This window comes from Methanothermobacter defluvii (genome assembly GCF_003385755.1).
In the GTDB taxonomy this organism is placed as follows: Archaea; Methanobacteriota; Methanobacteria; order Methanobacteriales; family Methanothermobacteraceae; genus Methanothermobacter; species Methanothermobacter thermautotrophicus.
Map to the genome: position 1 here is coordinate 380,205 of NZ_QREL01000001.1, position 21,884 is coordinate 402,088.

Here is a 21,884-nt window from a genome sequence, read left to right on the forward strand (position 1 = left end):
CTATGTAATGGGTTTACAGCGCCATACCGCACAAAGATATTTATATTAAAAGGTATAAATTATACAAGTGGTAAGTCAATTAGCTTGTATAATCTGGACCGGGATCATTGCAGGCAGGACTGCCACCTTAACTGAAGGTGATAATATGAAACTACCAAAATGGCTTGAAGAAAAATATGACCTCCTCTGGGATAAATTTGAGGACCGGGAATTCAGGAGCACCGAGGCCCTTGAAATACTTGGAAAGGAACATCTAATTGATGAAAAGTCCCTTTCAGCTGCAATATCCGAGATGAGGAAGAAGGGATGGATAGAGACAAGAAAGGATCCCGATGATGAGAGAAGAAGGATCTACATGCTCAGACCCAAATCAGAGATCATACAGGATTACCTCACCCTCAAGGACGATAAACTTGGCCGTGCAGACATAGAGAGGATACTCAAGGGGGCAGCAGACCTCATAAGGACAAGGGTCGACTACAAGTTCATCCTGGTCCTCCTGTTCATGAAACAGATGAGTGACAAGTGGATGATGGAATACCAGAAGGCATATGAGGATGCCATAAAGGAGTATGGCCTCAGTGAGGAGGAGGCGAGGCTTGAGGCACGTAACAGTGCATACCATGACCTTGACATAAAGGAGGAGTACCTCTGGGACAACATAAGGAAGGACGTTGAGAACCTGCCCATAAAATTTGCAGGGGCCCTCAAGAACCTCGCAGAACTCAACCCCGCCTTCAAGGACGTGGTGGACGCCTTTGACTTCGTGGAGTTCACACAGAGCCAGGAGAACCGGGAGATACTCAGGCAGCTCGTTGAACTATTCAGTGAGAAGAAACTCACAAACGTTGACCCCGACATCCTTGGAGACGCCTATGAATGGATACTGAGATACTTCGCCCCAACCAAGGCCAAGGAGGGCGAGGTCTACACACCCAGGGAGGTTATAAGGCTACTGGTCGAGATACTCGACCCAAAACCCGGCGAAAGCGTCTACGACCCGGCATCAGCGTCCAATGGCATGCTCATAATATCCCACAAGTACGTTAAGGAGACCTATGGTGAGGCCGAAAGGCTCTTCCTCTACGGACAGGAGGTCAACAGGAAGACAATGGCCTTAGGATCAATGAACATGTACATACATGACATAAAGGACCACCACATAGCCCATGGTGACACACTCCTCTACCCCAAATTCAAGGAATCAGACGGGATCATGAGGTTCGACGTAGTGATAGCCAACCCACCATGGAACCAGGATGGTTACGGTGAGGACACCCTCAAGAAGGGAGATTACTGGAGGGAGAGATTCAGGTACGGATTTGTGAACAAGCAGTCCGCTGACTGGGCATGGATACAGCACATGATAGCCTCTGCCAAGGATGACGGGAGGATAGGTGTGGTTATAGATAATGGTTGCCTCTTCCGGGGTGGCCGTGAGAAGAGTATAAGGTCAGCTGTACTGGAGGACGACCTCATAGAGGCGGTTATACTTCTCCCTGAAAAATTATTCTACAATACAGGTGCCCCGGGGGCAATAATAATCCTCAACAAGGATAAGGATGAGGAAAGGAGGGGTAAGGTCCTCTTCATCAATGCAGGTGAGGAGTATGAGAAGCACCCTGAGGTCAGGAAGCTGAACATCCTATCTGACGGGAACATTGAGAGGATACTTGAGGCCTACAGGGAGTTCCAGGGTGATGATGGATTCTCAAGGGTTGTCGACCTTGATGAGATCCGTGAGAATGATTATAATCTGAACGTGCCGCTCTACGCATTCCCTGAGGAGGAGCTCGAGGATATTGATGTGGCAGGTGAGTGGATGCGCCTCTCCGAGATCGAGGAGGAACTCGCCGAAGTTGATGAGAGGATAAGGGGTTACCTGGATGAACTTGGGTATATGGGGGTGAAAATGTGAATACTGTGGAATTCAAGGATTCTCCTGTTGGCAGGATTCCTGTGGATTGGGATGTTGTCAGTTTGGGTGAGGTTGTGGATCAGAGAAGAGAGTCCATTCAACCCGCGGGGGAAGGTAAAAATAATTTTGTTGGGTTAGAACATATAAGATCTGGAGAAACTAAACTTTGTGAATATGTGTCTGATGAAGGTATCCGCAGTACAAAGTACAGATTTTACACTGGAGATATTTTATATGGTAAACTGAGACCGTATCTCGATAAAGCAGTATTAGCGGATATAAATGGAATTTGTTCAACGGATTTAATAGTCTTAACACCCTCCGATAGGATAATTCCTGAATTTCTTATCTATTTTATTCATACAAATCAATTTATTCAAAGAGCAGTATCTACGACTTCAGGAACTAACCATCCAAGGACATCGTGGAAAGCAATTAGTAAATTTAGGATGGCTCTTCCTCCTCTTGAGGAGCAGAAAAGGATTTCAGAGATACTCCAGGATGTTGATGGTGCGATAGAGAAGGTTAATAAGGAGATAGGGGTTACAGAGAAACTTAAGAGGGGTCTCATGCAGAGGCTTCTGATGGAGGGCATCAACCATACGGAATTTAAGGATTCCCCTGTTGGCAGGATTCCTGTGGATTGGGATGTTGTTAAGTTAGGTGATTTATTCACTTTTAAAAATGGAAAAAGGCCCCCTGTTTTGAATGAGGGAGAAATACCAATATATGGTGCTAATGGAAAAATGGGATTAACTTCCAATTATTTGAAAACTAAGGATAAGGCACTGATATTTGGGAGAGTGGGATCCTCTGGCGAGGTCCACCTCTCAAAAGGATGTGTTTGGGTCAGTGATAATGCTATTTATACTGAATCCTATGATTCAAAGCGTGTCAATGTGCATTTCATGTTTTATTTAATTAAATTTAAAGATCTTAAAAGATTTGCAACAAAGACAACTCACCCTATTATAACTCAAACATTCATCAATAACTTTAAAGTCCCTCTTCCCCCTCTTGAGGAGCAGAAAAGGATTTCAGAGATACTCCAGGATGTGGACAGAAGGCTCGAGCTCCTCACGGAGAGGAAGGTTAAACTTGAAAATATAAAGAGGGGGCTCATGAACGACCTCCTGACAGGTAAAAGGAGGGTCAGAATAACATCATAGGGGGGATAGAACATGAAATTAAATGAGGAGGCCCTTGAAGACTACTTCATGAAGGAACTGAGGGGAATGGGCTGGAATGATATACCGGCCGCCGAACTTGGGAGGGATGACCCTGAAAACCCCCTCATAGAATCTGAGCTGATAGACTCCATAAGAAGGATCAACCAGTATATAGAGGATGATGATATACAGCAGGTCATCCAGGAGCTCCGGGGTAAAGCAGCAAGCATTGAGGGATGCAAATCGATACTTGAATACCTTAAAAATGGCGTTTACATAAAATCTGCCACAACAGGGGAACCCAGGAAGGTCAAAATCCTTGACCACGATACCCCAAGCCACAACTCATTCACAGCATCAAGGCAGGTCGTATTCCGTCGCGGTGACCAGACCATAAGGACAGACATAATGCTCTTCATCAACGGCATCCCCCTCGTGAACATAGAACTCAAAAACCCCGTGGGGATGTCAGAGACATGGGCGGACGCCTACCGGCAGATAAAGGACTATGAGAAGACAGTGCCGGAACTCTACAAGTACGTACAGATGGGTGTCGCTGCTGAAGACTTTGCAAGGTACTTCCCGATAGTTCCCTGGCTTGATGAGGTCCCCACCTTCGAGTGGAGGGAGACGGATGGTAAACTCCCTCAAAAATCCAGAAAACAGGGCCATGAGCACCACACAGGACTCCCGGCCGCAGATATACTCCCACTCCTCAGACCAGAAAGGGTGCTCGACTTCATCAGGAACTACATCTACATAAGGACAGAGTTCGGATCAACAACCAAGGTCATAGCAAGGCACATGCAGTACCATGCAGCTGAGAGGATAGTTGAAAGGGTCCTTAGGAACATCAGGGGAGAAGATAAAAGGAACAGGGGCCTCATATGGCACTGGCAGGGATCAGGCAAAACCCTGACAATGATATTCGCGGCCAGTAAACTCTACAGGATGAAGGAACTGGAGAACCCAACAGTATTCTTCATAGTGGACCGCAGAGAACTTGAGGAACAGTTATACGCAGAACTCGCGGCACTGGAAATCCACCAGCCTGAAAGAATAGAATCCATAGCAGAATTAAAGAGAACAATAGCCAGCGATGACTACCGGGGAAAGAGGGGCCTATTCATAACACTCATACAGAAATTCACAGACAAACTTGATGATATAACAGCCGAACTCAGGGAACATGGAGGAGAAACCATAATGGACAGGAAGAACGTCATAGTCTTCATTGATGAGGCCCACAGGAGTCAGTATGGCCTCCTGGCAGCCCAGATGAAGGACATGCTGAGATCAGCGTTCTTCTTCGGCTTCACAGGAACACCCATATCAAAGAGGGAACGCGACACCTATGATAGGTTCGCATACCCCCCCGAAGAGAAATACATCCACCAGTACTTCATAACAGACTCCATAAGGGACGGCTTCACCGTGAAGATAACCTATCAGCCGAGACTCGCAGGTGACGTCCACCTTGACAGGAAGCACCTGGAGGCATTCATCGGTGTGGAATTCGAGGAACTGCCAGAATCCATAAGGAAGGACGTTGAGGAATCTGTTAAAAGGAAACTGGACACCATAAAAACCATCCTCGAGAACCCTCGCAGGATAGAGCTAATAGCAGAGGACATCGCGAAACACTTCAAAGAGAACATCGATGGAAGATTCAAGGCCATGGTTGTGGCTCCAAGCAGAAGGGCATGCGTCCTCTACAAGAGGGAACTCGACAGGCACCTCCCACCAGAGTACTCTGAGATCGTAATGACCTACACTCCACGGGACGAGGAGATAATAAGGGCCTATGATGAGGAACTCATGGATAAATACCATGGCAGGAACCACCATGAGATTAAAAACCTGGTACTGGAAAGGTTCAGGGACCCTGATAGGAACCCCCGGATACTCATAGTGACGGATATGCTCCTCACAGGATTCGACGCACCCATACTCCAGACCATGTACCTCGACAAGCCACTGAAGGAACACAGACTGCTGCAGGCAGTTGCAAGAACAAACAGACCCTACAGGGACGTCAAGGAGGCAGGCCTCATAATAGATTACATTGGAGTCATGGGGGCGGAACTGAGGCGCGCATTTGAGCTCTACAGTAAGGAGGAGTATGAGGGCGCAGTATACGATATGGAATCCATGAAGAGGGAATACGAGGAGCTACTCAGGGAGACCCTCAGGATCTTCAGCGACCTTGAATGGGATGGGATGGATATTGAGGTCCTCTCCGACGCGGTTGAACTCATAACCTCTGATGAAGAACTCGAAAAGAAATTCACAGAGAATTACCGTGAACTCAGAAGGCTCTTCGAGCTGCTCTCTGACCAGCCCTTCATAAGGCATGGCCTCAAGGATTACAGGTGGCTCACGGTCATCTACACATACTATCAGAGAGTCGTATCAAGGAAACCATCAGTTGAAGCCGAAACTGAAAGGTATTACCAGAAAACCCTCAAATACATCCACAGGACCACAGAGTTCAGGGAAATAGAAAGTAAACTCCCGGTAATAGAATTTGACTCCGATTACTTTGAAAACCTCAGGAAGGTCAGGGATATAAGGGATAAGGCTGCCTTAACAGTCTACACACTCAACTCATATGTCCTCAGGAATGGCACAAGGAACCCCATCTATGAATCGGTGGCTGAAAAGGTTGAACGCCTCCTGGAACAGTGGAGGGAGAAAACCATGGACTACGAGGAACTCTACAGGGAGGGCGCTGCCATCATAAGAGAGATCTGGAAGGAGGAGCGCAGAATGAAGGAGCTCGGTCTTGACGAGAAGGAGTTCGCGGTCCTGATGACCCTCAGGGGTAGAGGTATACCAGAGGATAAACTGAAGGAATATGCTGTTGCCCTTACAGAGGAGGTTGATGGGAACATATTCCCTGGATGGACGTCCCAGGAGAGCGTTAAGAGGAATGTTATGAGAATCATAAGGGTTTTCCTCCTGAGGAACCTCCCGAAGGATGCGCCCAAAAGAAGGCAGATCGCCGATGAAGCACAGGAAGATCTTATGAAAATATTTGAGAGGTATCAGTGATAAAATGGACAGATTCATGGCCGGGGACCTGGAGGTCAGATGTGAGGTCATATACAGGAGGGTTAAGAACCCGAGGATTGAGCTGAGATTCGACAGCCTGCGCCTGATACTCCCCGCAGATTTCACCGGGGACCCCATGGAGGTTCTATCATCCAGGAGTGACTGGATCCAGAGGAAGATCCATGAGTTCCATGAGATGCTTGAGAGGGCATCTGACATGGAACTGGAGTACCGGCGGGATAAGGAACTGAGATCACTGGTCAGCGGATTCCTGGACCATTACTCTGATGTCCTGGGCGTCGAATATGGGAGGGTCCGTTTCAGGAGGATGAGGTCCCGCTGGGGTAGCTGCAGCTCCAGGGGCAATCTGAGCTTCAACACCCTCCTCTCCCATCTCCCGGACAGGATGGTGGAGTACGTGGTGCTCCATGAACTGGCCCACCTCCGGGAGATGAATCACAGCCCGAGGTTCTGGGGTATCCTCGAATCTGAGATGCCGGACTGCACCGAAAGGAGGAGGATGCTGAGGTACTACTGGGCCCGGCTTTACATGGAGGGCCTTGTCGATTAGCAGGTCACATGTATTATGGCCGCAACCCTCCTACCGGCACTCCTCTCCTCATTGTACCTCTTTATGGCCTCACAGGTGGGAAGAACTGTTGCATCTGATCTGAACCCGGTTTCAAGGGCTCCATGGACCCCTGAGCCTATGATTATGGATTCAGGTTTCTCTTCCAGGAGTTCCTCAAGTTCCTCCTCTGCCATGACATGGGATGTCCCGTATTTCCTCCTTGATATCTCCTTCCTCCTTGGTGTCACACTCCCATCAACGTGCACCACGATGTCTGATCTGTATTCACGTCCCCTGTAGGTCACGGAGCCGAATCTGCAGTCTGAGAACATGGTTTCCCTTCCAGCTTATCTGAGTCCCCTAACCTGGAATATGACTGTGCCGCCATCTGTGTAGGGTTCGCCAGGGTCCACGCACTGCATGTAGGCGTGCTCCTCGTCGCCGTCCACTGTGAGTCCAAGTTCCACAGGACACCAGTTCCTCTCAAGGATTGTGGTGTAGTGCAGGATCGTGGATAGGGCGTGTGTGCAGAGGGCGTCTGTCCTTTCAAGGTCTATCTCAGGGTCGTCAACTGTTATCCGGTCCCCCTCCCGGTGCACCGGGCACTTACCCCTTATCTCATGCACGCGTATCTCAAGCACATCCATCACCTTTCATGAATATAAATGACAAAACTTAAATAGGTTTTGAATATATATTCAATTGGTGTCTTTATGGAACTCACAAGGAGCATGGAAAACTACCTCGAGACATTATACAGGTTAAGTAGTCACGGGATCGTTAAAACCTCTGACCTGTCATCAAGGATGAACGTCAGACCAGCCAGTGTAACCCAGATGCTCAAGAGACTCCATGAAATGGGCCTTGTCATCTACCACCCATACCTGGGGGCTGAACTCACAGATGAGGGAAGGGAGATTGCAGAGATGGTTCTGAGGAGGCACATGATCCTGGAGTGCTTCTTCCACAACGTCCTTGGAATGGACCTCGACTCATCCTATGAGGAGGCCTCCCGCATGAAGCACGAGCTCTTCAGGGAAACAGAGCTGGCACTCATGAGGTACCTGAGGAACCCGGCAAGGTGCCCCCACGGCATACCCATACCCTGAAGGTATTTAAGTGATGATGTCAGCTTAAGGAACATGAAGACAGGAGCAGACAGATTTCTTGGGGAACTACCTGAAGTTGCAGAATCATTCAAAAACTTCAGGGAAGCAGTTAGATCTGAGGGTAAACTCACAGAGAGGGAGAAACTTCTCATATCGGTGGCATGTTCGGTTGCAGTCAGGTGTGATGCATGCACACGGAGACACGCAGAGGAGGCCCTTGAGGCAGGTATAACAGAGGGGGAACTGGCAGAGGCCGCGGCGGTGGCGGCACTGATAAGGGCCGGCTCTGCAATGAACACGGCCTCAGCCATATTCAGGGACTGATTCCCGAATTCTATTCCAGGTCAATCTTCAGGACGAACTTCAGCACAAATTTGAGGCCATGAAGGAATACGGCGACCGCAAGGACGACCATTGCAACAAGGAGGGCGAATCTGACAGAGTAGAACACATAGATGTTCCTGAAGGTGAAGGGGAATACACTGTAAAGGGATGAGACCATAAGGTACCCCAGTGCACTCAGGATGATCTGCATGAACGTCCAGAACCACTGCCTCCCGTAGATGAGGAAACAGGCATTCGCAGCCAGATTGGCTCCTATCACAGCATTTAATAATGGTATAAGGTCCCTGAAGGAATCTGCAATGAAGGAGATATCCCAGTTCATCACACTGTTTATGATGTAGAGGAGGACGAGGTTGGCTACAATGCCAGCCACGAACTCAGAGTTTCTAAATTCCTTATCCCCCAGGAATTCCACCAGAGCTTTATTCTCCATTTTCAGTCCCCATAGATGAATGTACCGGTGTAGCTGTAGTTTTTAAGTTCATCCACCCCGTCGAGGATTCTGAATTCAGACCGGTACCCGTGGTATTCAAGTGAGATCCTGAGGTGTGCAAGGGCTATCCCCATATCTATGGGGTTCCACCTCCCCACAAGGCGCCTCTTGAGGGGGCTCTGCACCTGGCAGTAGGCATGGATCTTTCCATCTCCACCGGTGAAGTACCATGGCTGGTTGTTGACAGCTGAGGGTGCAAGTCTCACGGCCTCGAGGACGTCATCCATCCCCTCCATGTCCGTTATCTTACTGAGGGGCTTCCTCCTGAACTCGGAGTGCTCCCTGTGGACGGGTTCAGCTGCAGCACCAAAGGCCAGGAGTATGACAAAATCAAGTTCAGACTTCACATGAGCCCTCAGCCGTGGGATCCCCTGCCAGCAGCTCCCGAGGCCCATGCCTGAGATTCTGAGGTCCATCTGCTGGAGCATGAATCCCACATTCACCTTCCCCACATAGCCATCTGAGAAGGCTGCTATATAGTGGGGGGCCGGCTGCTGCATCCGGGTCCTCACATCATCCCTCTCCAGGAGCCTGAATTCGGTATCAACATCCTCCAGCAGGGGTTCAAGTTTCTCAAGGCGGTCCTCAATTTCCCTGAGCTCATCCTCTGATGCAGGGCCCCTGTACTTTCTCGTGGACTTTCTTCTGAAAATGAATGGATAGAGTTCTTTCATAACAGTATCTCCTATGTTTCATAATATATTTAAAGTGCCCTGAATTTTCTTCAATCCTGGAGTGATCCGGACAGTTAAAGCGTCCTTATGTTGAACTTTGCGTCTCTGATCCTTCCATGGAAGTACTTCAGGTCACCCTCCGGGAGGTGCCATGTTGCTGTGCACTCCGCGGGATAGATAAAACCCCCGGCATCCCTGTATGATAGCACCTCAACACTCCAGGGGTGCTGCTCCATGTTGAACTCTACACAGTACCTGTCCTCTGTATAGAATTTCAGGAACCTTCCATGCTCATCGAAGGTGAACAGACCACTGGCAGTGATGCCATGGTCCCTGATTCTACCCTCAACCCTTTCATCATCCAGCTGTGACCATTCCGTACACTCTGCAAGGAATAGGGATGGGAGAAATGGGGCCTCTGAGAGTAGAGTTACAAGGGCTGACACGTCCATAGGATCTCCACGCTCCTCTGCGACCTTCAGAAATTTCAGTGCCCTGATGGTCATCTCTCCATGGCCTCCGGAATATATGTCAAGGCCCTCAAGGGGTATTCCTAAAAAACGGCCCTTTATGTAAACGCTCCTGAAGGGTGCTGGAGTGTTGATCTGGGTCATGTCCACATTCATCCAGCGGGGTCCTCTCCTTATTTTTGAGTCAGCCCACCTGATCAGGAGGTTTTGAGGGTCATGGGGGAGACCGGAGGATTCAAGGTATCCTGCAAGTAACCCTGGTAGTTCCCTCTCATTCAGATTATAAACCTTTCTGAGTTCTTCTCTAACTTCCATTTCAAATCTTTTTCTTAGCATATGCTCATCTCTTACGGTATTCCATATATCGCTGCTTTGAGGCTTCCTCAAGCTTTGAAAATACGTTAAACAGGCTTTTGACCTCTTCATCGTCAAGTGAATCGAAGAGGGATTTCAGGGTGGCGGAGTCTCTCTCATCTCTACCAGCCCAGAACTCATGGAACCTCCCTGTTGGCTCGAGGCGCAGGATCCTCCTGTTTTCAGGGTCCTTTTTTATTCTCAGGAGTCCCTTATCCTCAAGGCGAACTGCAAGTTGCTTGACGTTCTGGTGGGTGGTGCTCATGGCATCAGCCATCTCCTGCATTGAGGGGGGCCTTTCAAAGACGTTTCCAAGGATCACCATGAAGAGCCACTGCTTTGCTGTTATGCCATCTTCGCGGAACTCGCGGCTCACTATGTAGCTCCAGCGCTGCTCGATGAGGAAGAGGGCTACCAGTATGTACCTCTCCATGGACTCCCTTGTCTCCCGGTGTTCATCCCGTATTGCCTGCATATCCTTCATCCAGTGTCAACCTCCCTGATGTGATTGCCATTCCCCGGTAGAAAATCCCGGTGACGGCCAGGCCTGTGAAGGTGAGGACCATAAAGAAGGCAGCCTGCCCCCAGCTGAATGGGACCCCCTCCATGGCCATGAAGGCCACCATTGAGAGTATGGCTGTTCCCAGTAATGATACCTTGACAAGGAATACCGGTGCAAGTATGTAGCCCCACACTTCTCTCTTCAGGAGGAAGTATGATGTGAGGAGGGCCGCTGGAACCACGACGCCGAGGTCGAGTGCCTGTATGACGAGGGTTGTGTAGCCCTCAAGGGCCCCCGGGGCCATGCCGGTTATCAGGGAATCTGTGATCATCTTGATCCACATGGCTGCCAGCATTAATCCGGTGAGGGTGAGGTAGATGGCTGTGAAGCCTGATTTTTTTTCATCAACCTTAACCCTGTAGGTGGTTGTGAACAGCTCTCCCATGAGGCCGTAGAGTGATAAGGCAAGTATGCCCACATACAGGAGGAAGAGACTGTTGTAGGATGCGAGGAAGGCCATGGAGGCATAGGTGTAGGTGAAGTAGAACATTCCACCCATCCACAGCAGCCTGGCTTTGGCCGAGGAACGGCTAAGGTATGCTGAAATGATTAGGAGGGGGATCCCTGTGGTGAGTGTCACGAGGTCCTGGCCCATCATCTGTGCAGTTGCTGATAATGAGTCGTTGATGTATGTATTCTGGTCCAGGAGGCCAGATAGTGTTGCAAAGAGCCCCATAAGTGTTATGAGGGCTGTTAGTGTATGGATCTTATTTATTTTCATCTTCTCAAAAACTCCTATGGTAATATATTACATGTTTAGGTAATATATTACATTCTTCCCATATAAATGTTTCCGGTTGTGTTTAAGTTAATGGGCATCACAATTTTCTATAGGATAACTTAAGGTTCTGACATGGAACCTGAACCTGGGGGTGATTGAATGGAACTTAAGGTTCTGACATGGAACCTGAACCGGGCATCCTACAGGCGGAGGAAACTCTGGAGTTATATGGGGGAACTGGAATTTGATGCAGGATTTTTCCAGGAGGTCTACATGATACCCAATGAGGTAAGGTGGAATTACCATACCTTCCGCGGGGAGATGAACACATTACTTCTTCATAAGGATCTCATGCTGGATTCCATGAAAAGGAACTACCTTGAAATCTCAGACAACCACTGTATAGAAGATTTTTATGTTTCCTGCAGAATAGAAATCGGAGGAAATAGTCTTTCCCTCTTTAGCATATACAATTACATTGGGCCAGCAGATAGTGACTTTTCTGAGTTCCTTGACCTCCTGTATAACTACATTGAGGAGGGAGAGGACCTGATCATAATTGGCGGTGATTTCAACATCAATAAAAACTTCAGCCCATCCCTGAGGAGGTTAGCACTCCTTGCAGAGGAGATGACCGGAAGACTCTCTGAACTTGGATTCAGGGATGTTCTCAGGGAGGAGGAAGATCCATTCACATTCATGACACCTAACGGGGGGAAATACCAGATTGATTACCTCTTTGTCCCGGAAGGAGTGAAGATCCTTGACGTCTGGCACCCTCCGGCAGGTGAAATTATAGAGACCAGGCCAAGGTTATCTGATCATATACCCCTCAGGGTAACCCTGGAGATCTAGCACCCTGTGATTAATTTATTAAATATAATTTTACATAACCGGTGCATTGAATGGCACTAAATGGCCTCTTCAGTTGATTGATCGATTCCGATTTTTTGAACATTTAAAGGGCTTTCCAGATTAACCTTTATTATGCGTGTATTAATGAGTGAGTCATGCAGTACATGAACCCGGACCTTCTCTCAAGGGTCAGGGAGAAGCTTTACGCTGCCACGAAGAGCTCAGCATTCGCACTATCCCCCGATGGAGGATCCACACCGACAGCACCATCAAATCCAGGACAGCCACAGGCACCGGGTACATCAGCAGACAAGGGGGAGCCACATCACGAGGAATCACAGGGTTCAGATGTTTCAACATCAGCACCTGGAGTGGAGGCAGCAACTCATTCCTCAGCGGGCGAAAACCAGGGTAAGGCCTATGAGGTCAGCAGCGCCTCAGGTTCAGCTAACCCGGAGACCGGGCTACCTGTCTATGCCATAGTTGGTATAGTGGCGATAGTGGGCCTTCTAGGTCTGGGGTACTTCTTTGGACCTGGAAGAACAGATTAATTTTAATTTTTTATTTTTCAGGAAATATGTGAGGATATCCATTATAACTGCGGGGGTCTTCAGCTGCCATGTAAAACAGTACTGTTTTCATGAGGTCCATTAAGAAAGATTTATATATGGACTTTTGGAATATACGATATGCAAAAAATTACATTTCGAGGTTGGTCTATGATAGTCATCAATAGGGAGAAATGTAGCGGTGTTGAAAACTGCGCGGGAAAAGGCCTCTGCATTCTCATCTGTGAAAAGGATGCAATAATTGAGGACAACGGATTTCCCCTTGTGATAAATGATAAATGTGATAATTGTAGGCTTTGCATCTCTAACTGCCCAAACGGCGCTATTTCTGAGGTAGATACTGATGTTGGTTAATGAAAGGATGGGTTCTGAAAGGAGGACACTGAATTACAATCCGGATCTATGCACGGGTTGTGGGTTATGTTCAGAGACATGCCCTGTGGACGCTATAGATATAGCTCCTCTTCTCCCAATAGCGAGGGGTTTAATCAAAATGAACAGAGTGTCCTTCAACAAGGAGAAGTGTGTTCTATGTGGGTTATGTGCTTCAGTATGCATCTTCGGAGCCATAGATCTCCAGAAGGATGGTAAAAGCATAAGGGGCGCCGATGAATATCCGTTCTGGGACTTTAAACTTGAAATTGATGACGAAAAATGCTTTTTATGCGGTAATTGCGCCGATGCATGTCCAAGGAATGCACTCTTAACCATCAGGGATCTTCCTGAACGTAAATCCCTTGTAAAAGGGGAGATAAATGTATCAATGGAAAAATGCATCTATTGTGGTGAATGTGCAGCTATGTGTCCTGTATCAGCCATTGAAATAAGCTGGAGAGACCCGGATTCATCAAATATGGCGATAGCCGATGGAATCCGGGTGGATGAGGATAAATGTCTCTACTGCGGCATATGCAAAAGGATATGTCCTGTTGGCGCCATCCGTATGAGCTGTCTGACATGCATGTATAAGGAGGAACTGAAGGCCACTGTTGAGGGTGCTGTCATAACAATTGATGAAAAATGTGCTCACTGTGGTTGGTGTATGGAAATATGCCCGGCAAATGCGATCACCGTTAAAAAACCCATCAGAGGAACCATAGGCCAGGCAGATGAGCGATGCAGGGGTGAGTCATGCCACGCGTGTGTGGATGTTTGTCCCTGTAATGCAATCAGTATAATAAATGGTACTGCCCGGATCGATGAGAAATTCTGCGTATTCTGCGGAGCATGCTCCAGTGTCTGTCCCGATGGACTCCTCTCTATTGAAAGGTCTGAACTAAGGATCAGGAATCTAAAGTCAGTGGCATGGGAACACATCATAAAGACGGCACTCCAGAAATAAATGCCCGAAATTGCCATTATACTGGTGCTATTATGATACTTGATGATATACTGGATGAGATTGAGAACATGCCTGAAATCAGAGTAAGGGATGTGGCCATAGGCAGATCATGGACGGCTGTTTGGAGCAGCTCCTGCGGTATAGCCAGTAATAATGGATTCATCAGAGATTTTGAAATTCCAGAGATGACTCATGAATTACTTGAACTTTCAAGGTCATGGGACCCATTTTATTCCAGCCTGGGAATTGCTACTGTTAACTCAGTGATCGAGGGAGGTGGTAAACGATGCAATGCATTTGATATACTGATGGAGGAATGCCGAAATCGAAAAATCGCTATGGTGGGTGAATTCCCACGCCGCTACACTGACAGGATAAGGACGGTTTCGGACGAGTTCTATATTCTGGAGATCAATCCATTTAAGGTCAATCCTAAAAGGGGTGTTTTTCCTGAAACAGCGGCTGAACAGATTATCCCCCGGGTTGATGTACTTGCAGTGACTGGCAGCACACTGGTCAATCACAGCACAGAACGTTACCTTGCACTGGCAGAACTTGATGCTTTTGTGGCTATCATAGGACCCACAACGCCAATGACAGATGTTTTTTTTGAATACGGGGTTGATATGATTGCAGGGGTTGAAATAACTGATCCTGTTAATATTCTAAAGAAAATAAGGTTCAATGAGGGCATGTTACATGAAAAAGATGGAGGAATAATCTACAGGGTAATGGAGGCCTGATCATGGATAAGAAGATAATGGCGTTTGTAATAGGGTTGCTGATCCTTTCAGCGGTTACAGGAGCGTATCTTATCACAGGAAATTCAAAGACTATGAAGGGATCAGAGATCACAGTCCTTGCAGGGGCAGGGCTCATGAAACCAATGAATGAGATAATAACTAATTTTGAGAAAAAGACAGGAAAAAAGGTTAATGTTCAGTATGGGGGTTCAGGAGAACTTCTTGCAACACTGATGACATCAAAAAAGGGCGATGTACTCATAACAGGCGAATATACGACAATGGACAAGGCAAAAGAAAAGGGTTACATAATCAATGATACCATTGTGAATGTAACCTCACATAAACCCGTCATAGCCGTTAAAAGGGGAAATCCGAAGAACATAACCTCCCTTAAAGATCTGGGTAAAGAAAACGTGAGAGTTGCGATAGGAGATCCCAAGGCATGCGCGATAGGCAAAGTCGCCCAGAAAATGCTTGATAAAGAGGGCGTAAATATAAATGAAAATTTAGTTGCAAAGACTCCAACAGTTAATCAGCTCTTAACATACATCCTCTCAGGACAGGTAGATGCAGTTATAATATGGGAGGACATGTTGACATGGAACAACAGTAAATCAAAGCTGGAAATGATTGAAATCGAGGGAGCAAAGAACCAGACAATACCCGCAGCGGTCACTTCAATTTCAGGAAACGTTGAAACATCAAAAGAATTCGTTGAATACATTAAATCAGATGAGGCCAGGGTTATATGGGAAAAATGGGGGTTCAAAGTCATTTTCTGATTTAAACCAGGATCTGATACCATGATACATGAGTTTATCAGGGATAAAATGAACTATCTGATACATTCGTCAGCCATGGAGTCCACATATGTCGAGATCTCTGTGAAGAACCCTCTCCTTGATACATCAACCATCAAGGATTATCCTCTTGTTGAGGGGAGAGAGGTCATGCTCAGAGCGACTCTTGAAGATGGTACTGTAGGGGAGTGCTTCACAGCTACTCCCACTCATTTCAGAGGAACCCTCGGGGAACTTTTAGTAAAAGGGAAACAATCGTGTTTGATAGCTACTTTCAATGCACTCATGAGGAAGAAGGGTTTCATTGATAGGACAGTTCACTGCACTGGAAACGCTCCTGAAAGGTGTGCTGAATTACTTTCAGATTACCTTGAATTGCTGGGATATGACAGAGTTGCTTTGCTTGGGTTTCAACCGGCGTTTGTAAGGAAACTTCACGAGACATTTGGAGACAGATTGCAGGTTACAGATCTGAATCCTGGAAATAAGGGTAAAAAATATGGTGTAGATGTATTTGATGCAAAAAAAAGCAATAAGAAGATAATTCATAATTCTGATGTTTTAGTGGTAACCGGTTCTACTGTAGCTAACGGTACATTTGAGGATATCATGGCCATGGCATCAGATAAAAGAGTAATATTTTATGGAACAACGATAGCAGGGTTAGCAGCACTGATGGGAGTTGAACGGTTTTGTCCATTGAGCGAGTGAGTATTTTCAGAGGTACTTGCAGATTCTTTGCGGTCATCTTTGTGGCCGCATTTTTTATAATATGTATTTCACTCTGGACAGTATCCTCTCCGCAATCCATCCTGAATTCATTCACAAGTGCTGATATGATCCACTCAGTGAAATTATCTCTTTTAACATCCACTATAACAACAGTGATTGTGATGTTATCTGCGCTGCTCATTGCTTATTCACTATCAGAGGACTCCTTCAGAGGGAAATCCATTGTTAAAACAGTGCTGGATATTCCTATAGCATTCCCTGAAATTCTTATAGGTATAATGCTTCTCATATTTCTTGGAAACACCCCTCTAAATTATATGATGGATGGACTCGGTATTCAGATAGTCTTCACGGATCTTGGAGTCATCTGTGCACAGTTCTTTGTCTCTTTACCGTATACGGTCAGAATATGTTACTCCACATTCTGTAACATAGATAGGAGACTCAAATTTGTTTCCCGTTCCCTTGGATATACAGAATTTGAGACATTCAGGAATATCATGATCCCTTTATCAAGGGATGGAATATTAGCTGCAACAATAATTACCTTTTCAAGATGCATAGGCTGCTTTGGAGCGGTACTGATAGTTGCTGGAGGTACCTATCAGAAAACAGATACGCTGCCTATATCTCTGTATCTTAATTTATCCTATGGAAACGTGGAGATGGCTGTGGCATCCGGTATCTTCCTTATGATAATTTCATTCATAACAATATTTTTCCTTGAAAAAATGGGGGCTTATGGGAATGAGTTTTCTGGATATAGATAATTTAGAAATCGACCTTGGCGAATTCGTAGTCAGGGTAGATGAACTCCACCTTTCGAGGGGAGATTATCTTGTTATAATCGGCCCGACTGGTAGTGGTAAGTCTATCTTTCTTGAGACCATCATGGGGTTCTTTGAACCGATTTCGGGGACGATATCTCTTGATGGGGCGGATCTAACCACCCTCCCACCTGAGGAACGTGATGTTAGCATAGTATATCAGGATCACTGTCTCTTCCCTCACATGACCGTGGAGGAGAATATAGCCTACGGCCTTCGTAAGCAGACAGAGATGAAGGAAAATATTCACAGACAAGTCCATGAAATCGCAGCTATGATGGGTATAGATCACGTACTGAATAGATACCCTGGAACCCTCAGTGGAGGTGAGCTCCAGAGGGCATCGATAGCAAGGGCAATCATAGTGAATCCCCGATTGCTATTGATGGATGAACCATTCAGTGCCCTTGACCAGAGAACAAAGATATCCCTAAGAAAACTTATCGCAGATATCAGGGATAATTTTGAAACCACTGTGATCCATGTTACACATGACCTTGATGATATATGGTGGCTTTCAAATAAGGTGGCGGTGATGAACCATGGAAAAATCATTCAGATGGGTAAAAAGGAGGAAGTCATCAATAAACCATCGCCCTACTTTGTTGCAGATTTTCTGGGTGCTAATATACTTGAAGGGACTGTTGAAGGCCAGGTGAATGGGCTCACCTCTGTAAATGTTAATTCAAATATCTTCAGGACAGTTGACTGCGGGGAGGGGTCTGTGATACTTTCCATCAGACCAGAAAATATAATGATAGCAGCTGATCCGTTTATGGCATCTGCACAGAATATCTTCAAGGGTACAGTTGAAGACATTATAGAAACTTCAAGGATTGTTTATGTAAACTTGAGGATAGGGGATATAGTTCTGACCTCGGCTGTAACTCCAGGCGCAGTCACTGAGCTTGGTATAAGAACGGGCGAAGAGTTTCAAGTTCTGATTAAAGCCACGAATGTCTGTATCATAGGAGAAAAAAATAAAAATGGTTAGCAGATATTTATTCGCCTTTAATTGATTTAACCCTCTCAAGGATCTGTCTAAGAGTATGTTCGTTGCTCTCTGTTTCAGGGAATGGTGATGTTGTGAATGCCTTATGGTGGATGGGAACATTGTCAAAGCGGTAGAAGGTGCCGCTGGACTCCATAGCATCAATAACTCCAGGGATCACAACATCAGATACAAGTGTTGTTGGACATGGGGCAATATCTATGCATATTACAGGAATCTCTTTCATATACTCAACGCATTCTTTGGGGAGGTGAGCTCCAAGATCTGAACATATAACGAGGACCGCATCGGATTCTTTTCTCTGGAGAAGATCGACTATAGTTGTTTCTCCGGGGTTGTAGCGTGGATAACCCCTTGTAAAATCAACACCAAAGGGGAAACCATACTCCCATGAAGCCACCTGATTAAATCCTGCAACATTACAATGACCTCTTATGGCTCCTATTGTAAATTTGGTGTGTTCATTAAGTGCAGCTACCAGTTTGAGAACCATCTCAACGTTTCTATGCTTACCTTCTGATGATGCAAGTCCAAGACCTCCATAGATGGCTCCAAACTGCGCATTCAGCATTATGTCTGCGACTTCCTTTATGGTTTCAACTGATATCCCTGTTATACTCTCAATACTCCTGTGCGGTTCATTGCCCCTTATAACTGTAAGCAGTGCTGAAAAAAGTTCATAATCTGAGTTTGGTTTCAGCTGCAGATGGATATCGGAGGCTTTAGTTGTTGCTGTTTCACGGGGATCCACGGAGATGACAGTTCTATCTTTTTTACCACGTTCTCTGAAAAATCCGCGCATGAATATGCTGTAACGTGACATGTGGCGAGGCATGGAGTCCATAACATTTGTACCCCAATAAATGATGACGTCAGCTCTATTCTTTATCTCACCTGCCGTAGCAGCGCTCTGTCCAGCTTCCTGGATTCCCATTAATGTGGGGCCATGACATATGGTTGCATTTGAATCCACCATGGCATTTAGATACTCACCAAGTTCAAGACCTGCAGCCATGGCTTCAGTTGACATCTCACTACCCATGAATAGGGTTGGTCTTTTTGACTCTGTAAGTATCTCTGCTGCAGCGTCAAGGGCTTCATCCCATTCTGCGGATCTGAAACCACTTTCAGTTTTAATCTGGGGTCTAAGTATTCTGTGGGAGCTGACCATCTCCTGAAACTTTGCATTCCCCATCCTGCAAGCATTCCTTGTTTTTATTGTTTTCCCATCATAGAGAACCTCTATGTCATCACAAGACCCTCCGCAGACGGGACATGTCACATTTTTATAGACGCTCATTTTCCCACCCCGTATTCCTCTACAAGTTCCTCGGCACTCAGGATCCTTTCACCTTGTGAAGCCTTTCTAAGATAAACCGGCACTCCTTTATACATTGGGGAACCGGTTGACTCGGTATACGGTGGCGTTAGCACATTGGCCCATATACCTCTGGGTATGAATATTGTTCCCATCTGGATTCCAGGGTCCTCAACAGCTCTCAGAACAACTTCATTTCCATGTGATGATACGACAACATTTTCGGGTTCACCTAGGAGCTTATAGTCTTCAGGACTAATACAGCAGCGTGCACATTCATCTATATAATCATCTGTGAGTTTATTGCCTCCCTTTATTATCTGCCCTTCACGGATCGTACTTCCACTGTTGTAGATTACTTTAATTCCCTTTTTTGTGATGACTCTCCCTTCATCGGTCTCATTCTCTAGAATGTGAAGGTTCTTATTATAATTGATGTATAGATTACCCTCCGGATTTTTTTCGGATAGATCTCCTTTGAATAGGATCATAAGGGATCCATCTTCTTTGAATGTTGAGATCTCCTTGAATCCCGGGAGGAGAGAGGAGATCCGTCCATGAATTTTGATGATACCTGATACCATCTCTGCTCCGGGGGCCCTTCCAGCATCCCCGCGTACTGTTATTTCACCCCCATTCATTCGGATGCCGCAGAAATTACCTGCATCTCCACCTATATAAATTTCTCCGGCCATCATACCACCCCCAATATTGTTCCCTGCATTACCCTGTATAATGATTTTACCTCCTTTCATGCCACGCCACTCTCCCCTATATGCGCAGCCAACATAATCCCCCGCGTTTCCATTAATTTTTATGGTGCCACCATGCATTTCCATGCCGATCCATGAAGAAACATTTCCATTTACCTCTATTTCACCGCCTTTCATTTCACAGCCAAGCTGGAGTCCGACATCGCCGTTTATGATGATTTTTCCGGATTTCATCCCTGAACCGATATACTTCACCCTGCTGACATCCCCATCGATCCGTATTAACTGATCTTCATGGGATGTCTCTGCTATCTCAAAAAATTCGCCTAGGGGTCTTTTGATGTTCCCTTCGTATACTTGAAGGGAACGAATTTCATCAAGATCCAGCCCTTCAAACAGATCGGGTCTTATGGTATCTGCTTCCAGAGGTATCTGGAAATCTGATTTTGGTACCAACACAAATCCCATCTTTTTTCACCTCATGTTTATCTTTTCAGACAAGCTGGACAGAGATCCAGCTCATTTCTTTTTATGAAAGGTTCGTTGCAAAGATTACAGATTTCAATTATCTTCTTTTCTTTTTCTGGAACGATCACATCAACAAAATACCAGGAATATAGATTTTCACCGGCTCTTATGAGTTCTGGATTCACTTCTTCTGCGGATACCTTGCGGGTGTTCATGTACCATTCATGTATGATCGGGTAATTGACGGTCTTTTCAGGATCCAGTATTATTCTAAGAGCCTGGACTGTTTCTCCAGGCATACCCTTTCTGTTGATGATGACAGCCATTTTTCCAGTGTCCAGGATATTCAGTCTCCCATTTCCTATTGTTGATTTGCATATGGCCTGGAATGCGTCGGGTAAACAGTTTGTCGTTTCACATGTAACATAAATTTCTTCATCGACTTCAAAATCAAGGACCTTCCTGGCTATTAGTAACATATGAGCTCCTATGACACTGCCCGGGCTTGCGAACCCACTGAAATTTTTTATTAAATCAAGGTATTCTCTGACCTGCCCCACCTTTGATCACCACACGATATGCATATATCTGCATCTCGTTGTATATGGGAGGTACTATAAAAATTTTTTTATAAATTCTAGGAATTTAGATCGACGATAATTTCTCCGTCCCTTGTCACTCCTATTTCAAAATCGCTTTTAACAACCCTGTGAACGATCCTGTGGCTGGCCTTTTCCCTTATCAGAAATGCGAGTGTAATTGAGTCATGTATTACATGTATGCCCTCTTTATTTGATTCTTCCAATAATCTCTTTATAATTTCATCAAGGGTATCCCCGCGTCTGCAAAGTATTCTTACAGGTGATTTTAGGAATTTAACAAAATCTAGAGTGTTCCGGGATTTCTCTATGTTCTCCATGGCCTTTCTTTCTATTGCTGACACGTTCTGTCTTGTGGTCTTCAATTCCCTTGCAATCTTCTTCTGGGACCATCCCCTCTCCCTCATTTCAAGAACGGTTTTCTGTCTTTCGGTTAGGAAAGTTTTTTTACTCAGAATTATCC

General features: G+C 46.1%; 26 protein-coding genes. 15 read left to right on the plus strand and 11 right to left on the minus strand.

Going from position 1 to position 21,884, the window contains the following annotated elements:
* Positions 1–145: 145 nt before the first annotated feature.
* The 4 genes from C7452_RS02115 to C7452_RS02130 are packed head-to-tail and all read left to right on the plus strand — an operon-like array spanning position 146 to position 6,712.
* On the plus strand, positions 146–1,918 hold the full coding sequence (locus tag C7452_RS02115) for an N-6 DNA methylase (RefSeq protein ID WP_048060928.1): 1,773 nt from the start codon (positions 146–148) through the stop codon (positions 1,916–1,918).
* The gene (locus tag C7452_RS02120) at positions 1,915–3,087 is read left to right on the plus strand and encodes a restriction endonuclease subunit S (RefSeq protein WP_048901220.1); all 1,173 of its coding nucleotides are present in this window, start codon (positions 1,915–1,917) and stop codon (positions 3,085–3,087) included. Before C7452_RS02115 ends, C7452_RS02120 begins: the two co-directional genes overlap by 4 nt.
* Positions 3,088–3,099: 12 nt before the next feature.
* Positions 3,100–6,141, plus strand: a complete 3,042-nt coding sequence (locus C7452_RS02125; RefSeq protein WP_010876573.1) for an HsdR family type I site-specific deoxyribonuclease — start codon at positions 3,100–3,102, stop codon at positions 6,139–6,141.
* 4 nt (positions 6,142–6,145) lie between these two features.
* Entirely contained in the window at positions 6,146–6,712 is a 567-nt protein-coding gene (locus C7452_RS02130) for a M48 family metallopeptidase (protein ID WP_010876572.1), read from the plus strand.
* Here the strand turns inward: C7452_RS02130 and C7452_RS02135 are convergent.
* Positions 6,709–7,044: an Mth938-like domain-containing protein gene (locus C7452_RS02135; protein WP_010876571.1), complete on the minus strand. Its 336-nt coding sequence runs from the start codon at positions 7,042–7,044 to the stop codon at positions 6,709–6,711. The genes C7452_RS02130 and C7452_RS02135 overlap by 4 nt on opposite strands.
* 15 nt (positions 7,045–7,059) lie before the next feature.
* On the minus strand, positions 7,060–7,359 hold the full coding sequence (locus C7452_RS02140; protein WP_048901219.1) for a TIGR04076 family protein: 300 nt from the start codon (positions 7,357–7,359) through the stop codon (positions 7,060–7,062).
* A 66-nt stretch (positions 7,360–7,425) separates the two neighbouring features.
* Between C7452_RS02140 and C7452_RS02145 the strand changes: the two genes are divergently transcribed.
* The gene (locus tag C7452_RS02145) at positions 7,426–7,821 is read left to right on the plus strand and encodes a metal-dependent transcriptional regulator (protein ID WP_013296128.1); all 396 of its coding nucleotides are present in this window, start codon (positions 7,426–7,428) and stop codon (positions 7,819–7,821) included.
* Between the two features lie 33 nt (positions 7,822–7,854).
* Entirely contained in the window at positions 7,855–8,145 is a 291-nt protein-coding gene (locus C7452_RS02150; RefSeq protein WP_013296127.1) for a carboxymuconolactone decarboxylase family protein, read from the plus strand.
* Positions 8,146–8,155: 10 nt separating this feature from the next.
* On the opposite strand, the gene C7452_RS02155 is transcribed toward C7452_RS02150, so the two are convergent.
* The 5 genes from C7452_RS02155 to C7452_RS02175 form a co-directional block, all read right to left on the minus strand.
* On the minus strand, positions 8,156–8,599 hold the full coding sequence (locus C7452_RS02155) for a hypothetical protein (protein ID WP_013296126.1): 444 nt from the start codon (positions 8,597–8,599) through the stop codon (positions 8,156–8,158).
* Between the two features lie 2 nt (positions 8,600–8,601).
* A complete protein-coding gene (locus C7452_RS02160; RefSeq protein ID WP_013296125.1) occupies positions 8,602–9,333 on the minus strand; it encodes a nitroreductase family protein in 732 nt (243 codons plus the stop codon).
* Positions 9,334–9,407: 74 nt separating this feature from the next.
* Complete coding sequence (locus C7452_RS02165; RefSeq protein ID WP_013296124.1) at positions 9,408–10,139, minus strand: DUF6544 family protein; 732 nt, start codon at positions 10,137–10,139, stop codon at positions 9,408–9,410.
* A gap of 4 nt (positions 10,140–10,143) precedes the next feature.
* Positions 10,144–10,641, minus strand: coding sequence for a MarR family transcriptional regulator (locus C7452_RS02170; protein ID WP_048901218.1), 498 nt, complete (start codon positions 10,639–10,641; stop codon positions 10,144–10,146).
* Positions 10,613–11,440: a hypothetical protein gene (locus C7452_RS02175; RefSeq protein ID WP_013296122.1), complete on the minus strand. Its 828-nt coding sequence runs from the start codon at positions 11,438–11,440 to the stop codon at positions 10,613–10,615. Before C7452_RS02175 ends, C7452_RS02170 begins: the two co-directional genes overlap by 29 nt.
* A gap of 159 nt (positions 11,441–11,599) precedes the next feature.
* Between C7452_RS02175 and C7452_RS02180 the strand changes: the two genes are divergently transcribed.
* The 9 genes from C7452_RS02180 to C7452_RS02220 all read left to right on the plus strand — a co-directional run bounded on the left by C7452_RS02180 (position 11,600) and on the right by C7452_RS02220 (position 18,305).
* The gene (locus C7452_RS02180) at positions 11,600–12,295 is read left to right on the plus strand and encodes an endonuclease/exonuclease/phosphatase family protein (RefSeq protein ID WP_013296121.1); all 696 of its coding nucleotides are present in this window, start codon (positions 11,600–11,602) and stop codon (positions 12,293–12,295) included.
* Between the two features lie 155 nt (positions 12,296–12,450).
* Entirely contained in the window at positions 12,451–12,846 is a 396-nt protein-coding gene (locus C7452_RS02185; protein ID WP_048901217.1) for a hypothetical protein, read from the plus strand.
* Between the two features lie 168 nt (positions 12,847–13,014).
* Positions 13,015–13,218, plus strand: coding sequence for an ATP-binding protein (locus C7452_RS02190; RefSeq protein WP_048175579.1), 204 nt, complete (start codon positions 13,015–13,017; stop codon positions 13,216–13,218).
* A 7-nt stretch (positions 13,219–13,225) separates the two neighbouring features.
* Positions 13,226–14,206 (plus strand): tungsten-dependent formylmethanofuran dehydrogenase subunit FwdF, encoded by a 981-nt coding sequence (gene fwdF / locus C7452_RS02195; protein ID WP_245942862.1) that lies wholly within the window; start codon positions 13,226–13,228, stop codon positions 14,204–14,206.
* Between the two features lie 32 nt (positions 14,207–14,238).
* Complete coding sequence (locus C7452_RS02200; protein WP_010876558.1) at positions 14,239–14,949, plus strand: Rossmann-like domain-containing protein; 711 nt, start codon at positions 14,239–14,241, stop codon at positions 14,947–14,949.
* 2 nt (positions 14,950–14,951) lie between these two features.
* Positions 14,952–15,734 carry a molybdate ABC transporter substrate-binding protein gene (gene modA / locus C7452_RS02205; RefSeq protein ID WP_010876557.1) on the plus strand — a complete coding sequence of 261 codons (783 nt, stop codon included), beginning with the start codon at positions 14,952–14,954 and terminating at the stop codon, positions 15,732–15,734.
* Between the two features lie 48 nt (positions 15,735–15,782).
* The gene (locus tag C7452_RS02210; protein ID WP_048901299.1) at positions 15,783–16,463 is read left to right on the plus strand and encodes a Rossmann-like domain-containing protein; all 681 of its coding nucleotides are present in this window, start codon (positions 15,783–15,785) and stop codon (positions 16,461–16,463) included.
* Between the two features lie 41 nt (positions 16,464–16,504).
* Positions 16,505–17,254, plus strand: a complete 750-nt coding sequence (locus tag C7452_RS02215; RefSeq protein WP_255503679.1) for an ABC transporter permease — start codon at positions 16,505–16,507, stop codon at positions 17,252–17,254.
* Positions 17,232–18,305: an ATP-binding cassette domain-containing protein gene (locus tag C7452_RS02220; protein ID WP_048175578.1), complete on the plus strand. Its 1,074-nt coding sequence runs from the start codon at positions 17,232–17,234 to the stop codon at positions 18,303–18,305. The genes C7452_RS02215 and C7452_RS02220 overlap by 23 nt, the downstream gene beginning before the upstream one ends.
* 7 nt (positions 18,306–18,312) lie before the next feature.
* On the opposite strand, the gene C7452_RS02225 is transcribed toward C7452_RS02220, so the two are convergent.
* The 4 genes from C7452_RS02225 to tfx form a co-directional block, all read right to left on the minus strand.
* The gene (locus C7452_RS02225; RefSeq protein WP_010876552.1) at positions 18,313–19,623 is read right to left on the minus strand and encodes a formylmethanofuran dehydrogenase subunit B; all 1,311 of its coding nucleotides are present in this window, start codon (positions 19,621–19,623) and stop codon (positions 18,313–18,315) included.
* Entirely contained in the window at positions 19,620–20,822 is a 1,203-nt protein-coding gene (locus C7452_RS02230) for a formylmethanofuran dehydrogenase subunit C (RefSeq protein ID WP_013296115.1), read from the minus strand. The genes C7452_RS02225 and C7452_RS02230 overlap by 4 nt, the downstream gene beginning before the upstream one ends.
* 17 nt (positions 20,823–20,839) lie before the next feature.
* Positions 20,840–21,382 (minus strand): FmdE family protein, encoded by a 543-nt coding sequence (locus C7452_RS02235; protein ID WP_010876550.1) that lies wholly within the window; start codon positions 21,380–21,382, stop codon positions 20,840–20,842.
* 77 nt (positions 21,383–21,459) lie between these two features.
* Complete coding sequence (tfx, locus tag C7452_RS02240) at positions 21,460–21,876, minus strand: DNA-binding protein Tfx (protein ID WP_074359241.1); 417 nt, start codon at positions 21,874–21,876, stop codon at positions 21,460–21,462.
* Between the last annotated feature and the right edge of the window lie 8 nt (positions 21,877–21,884).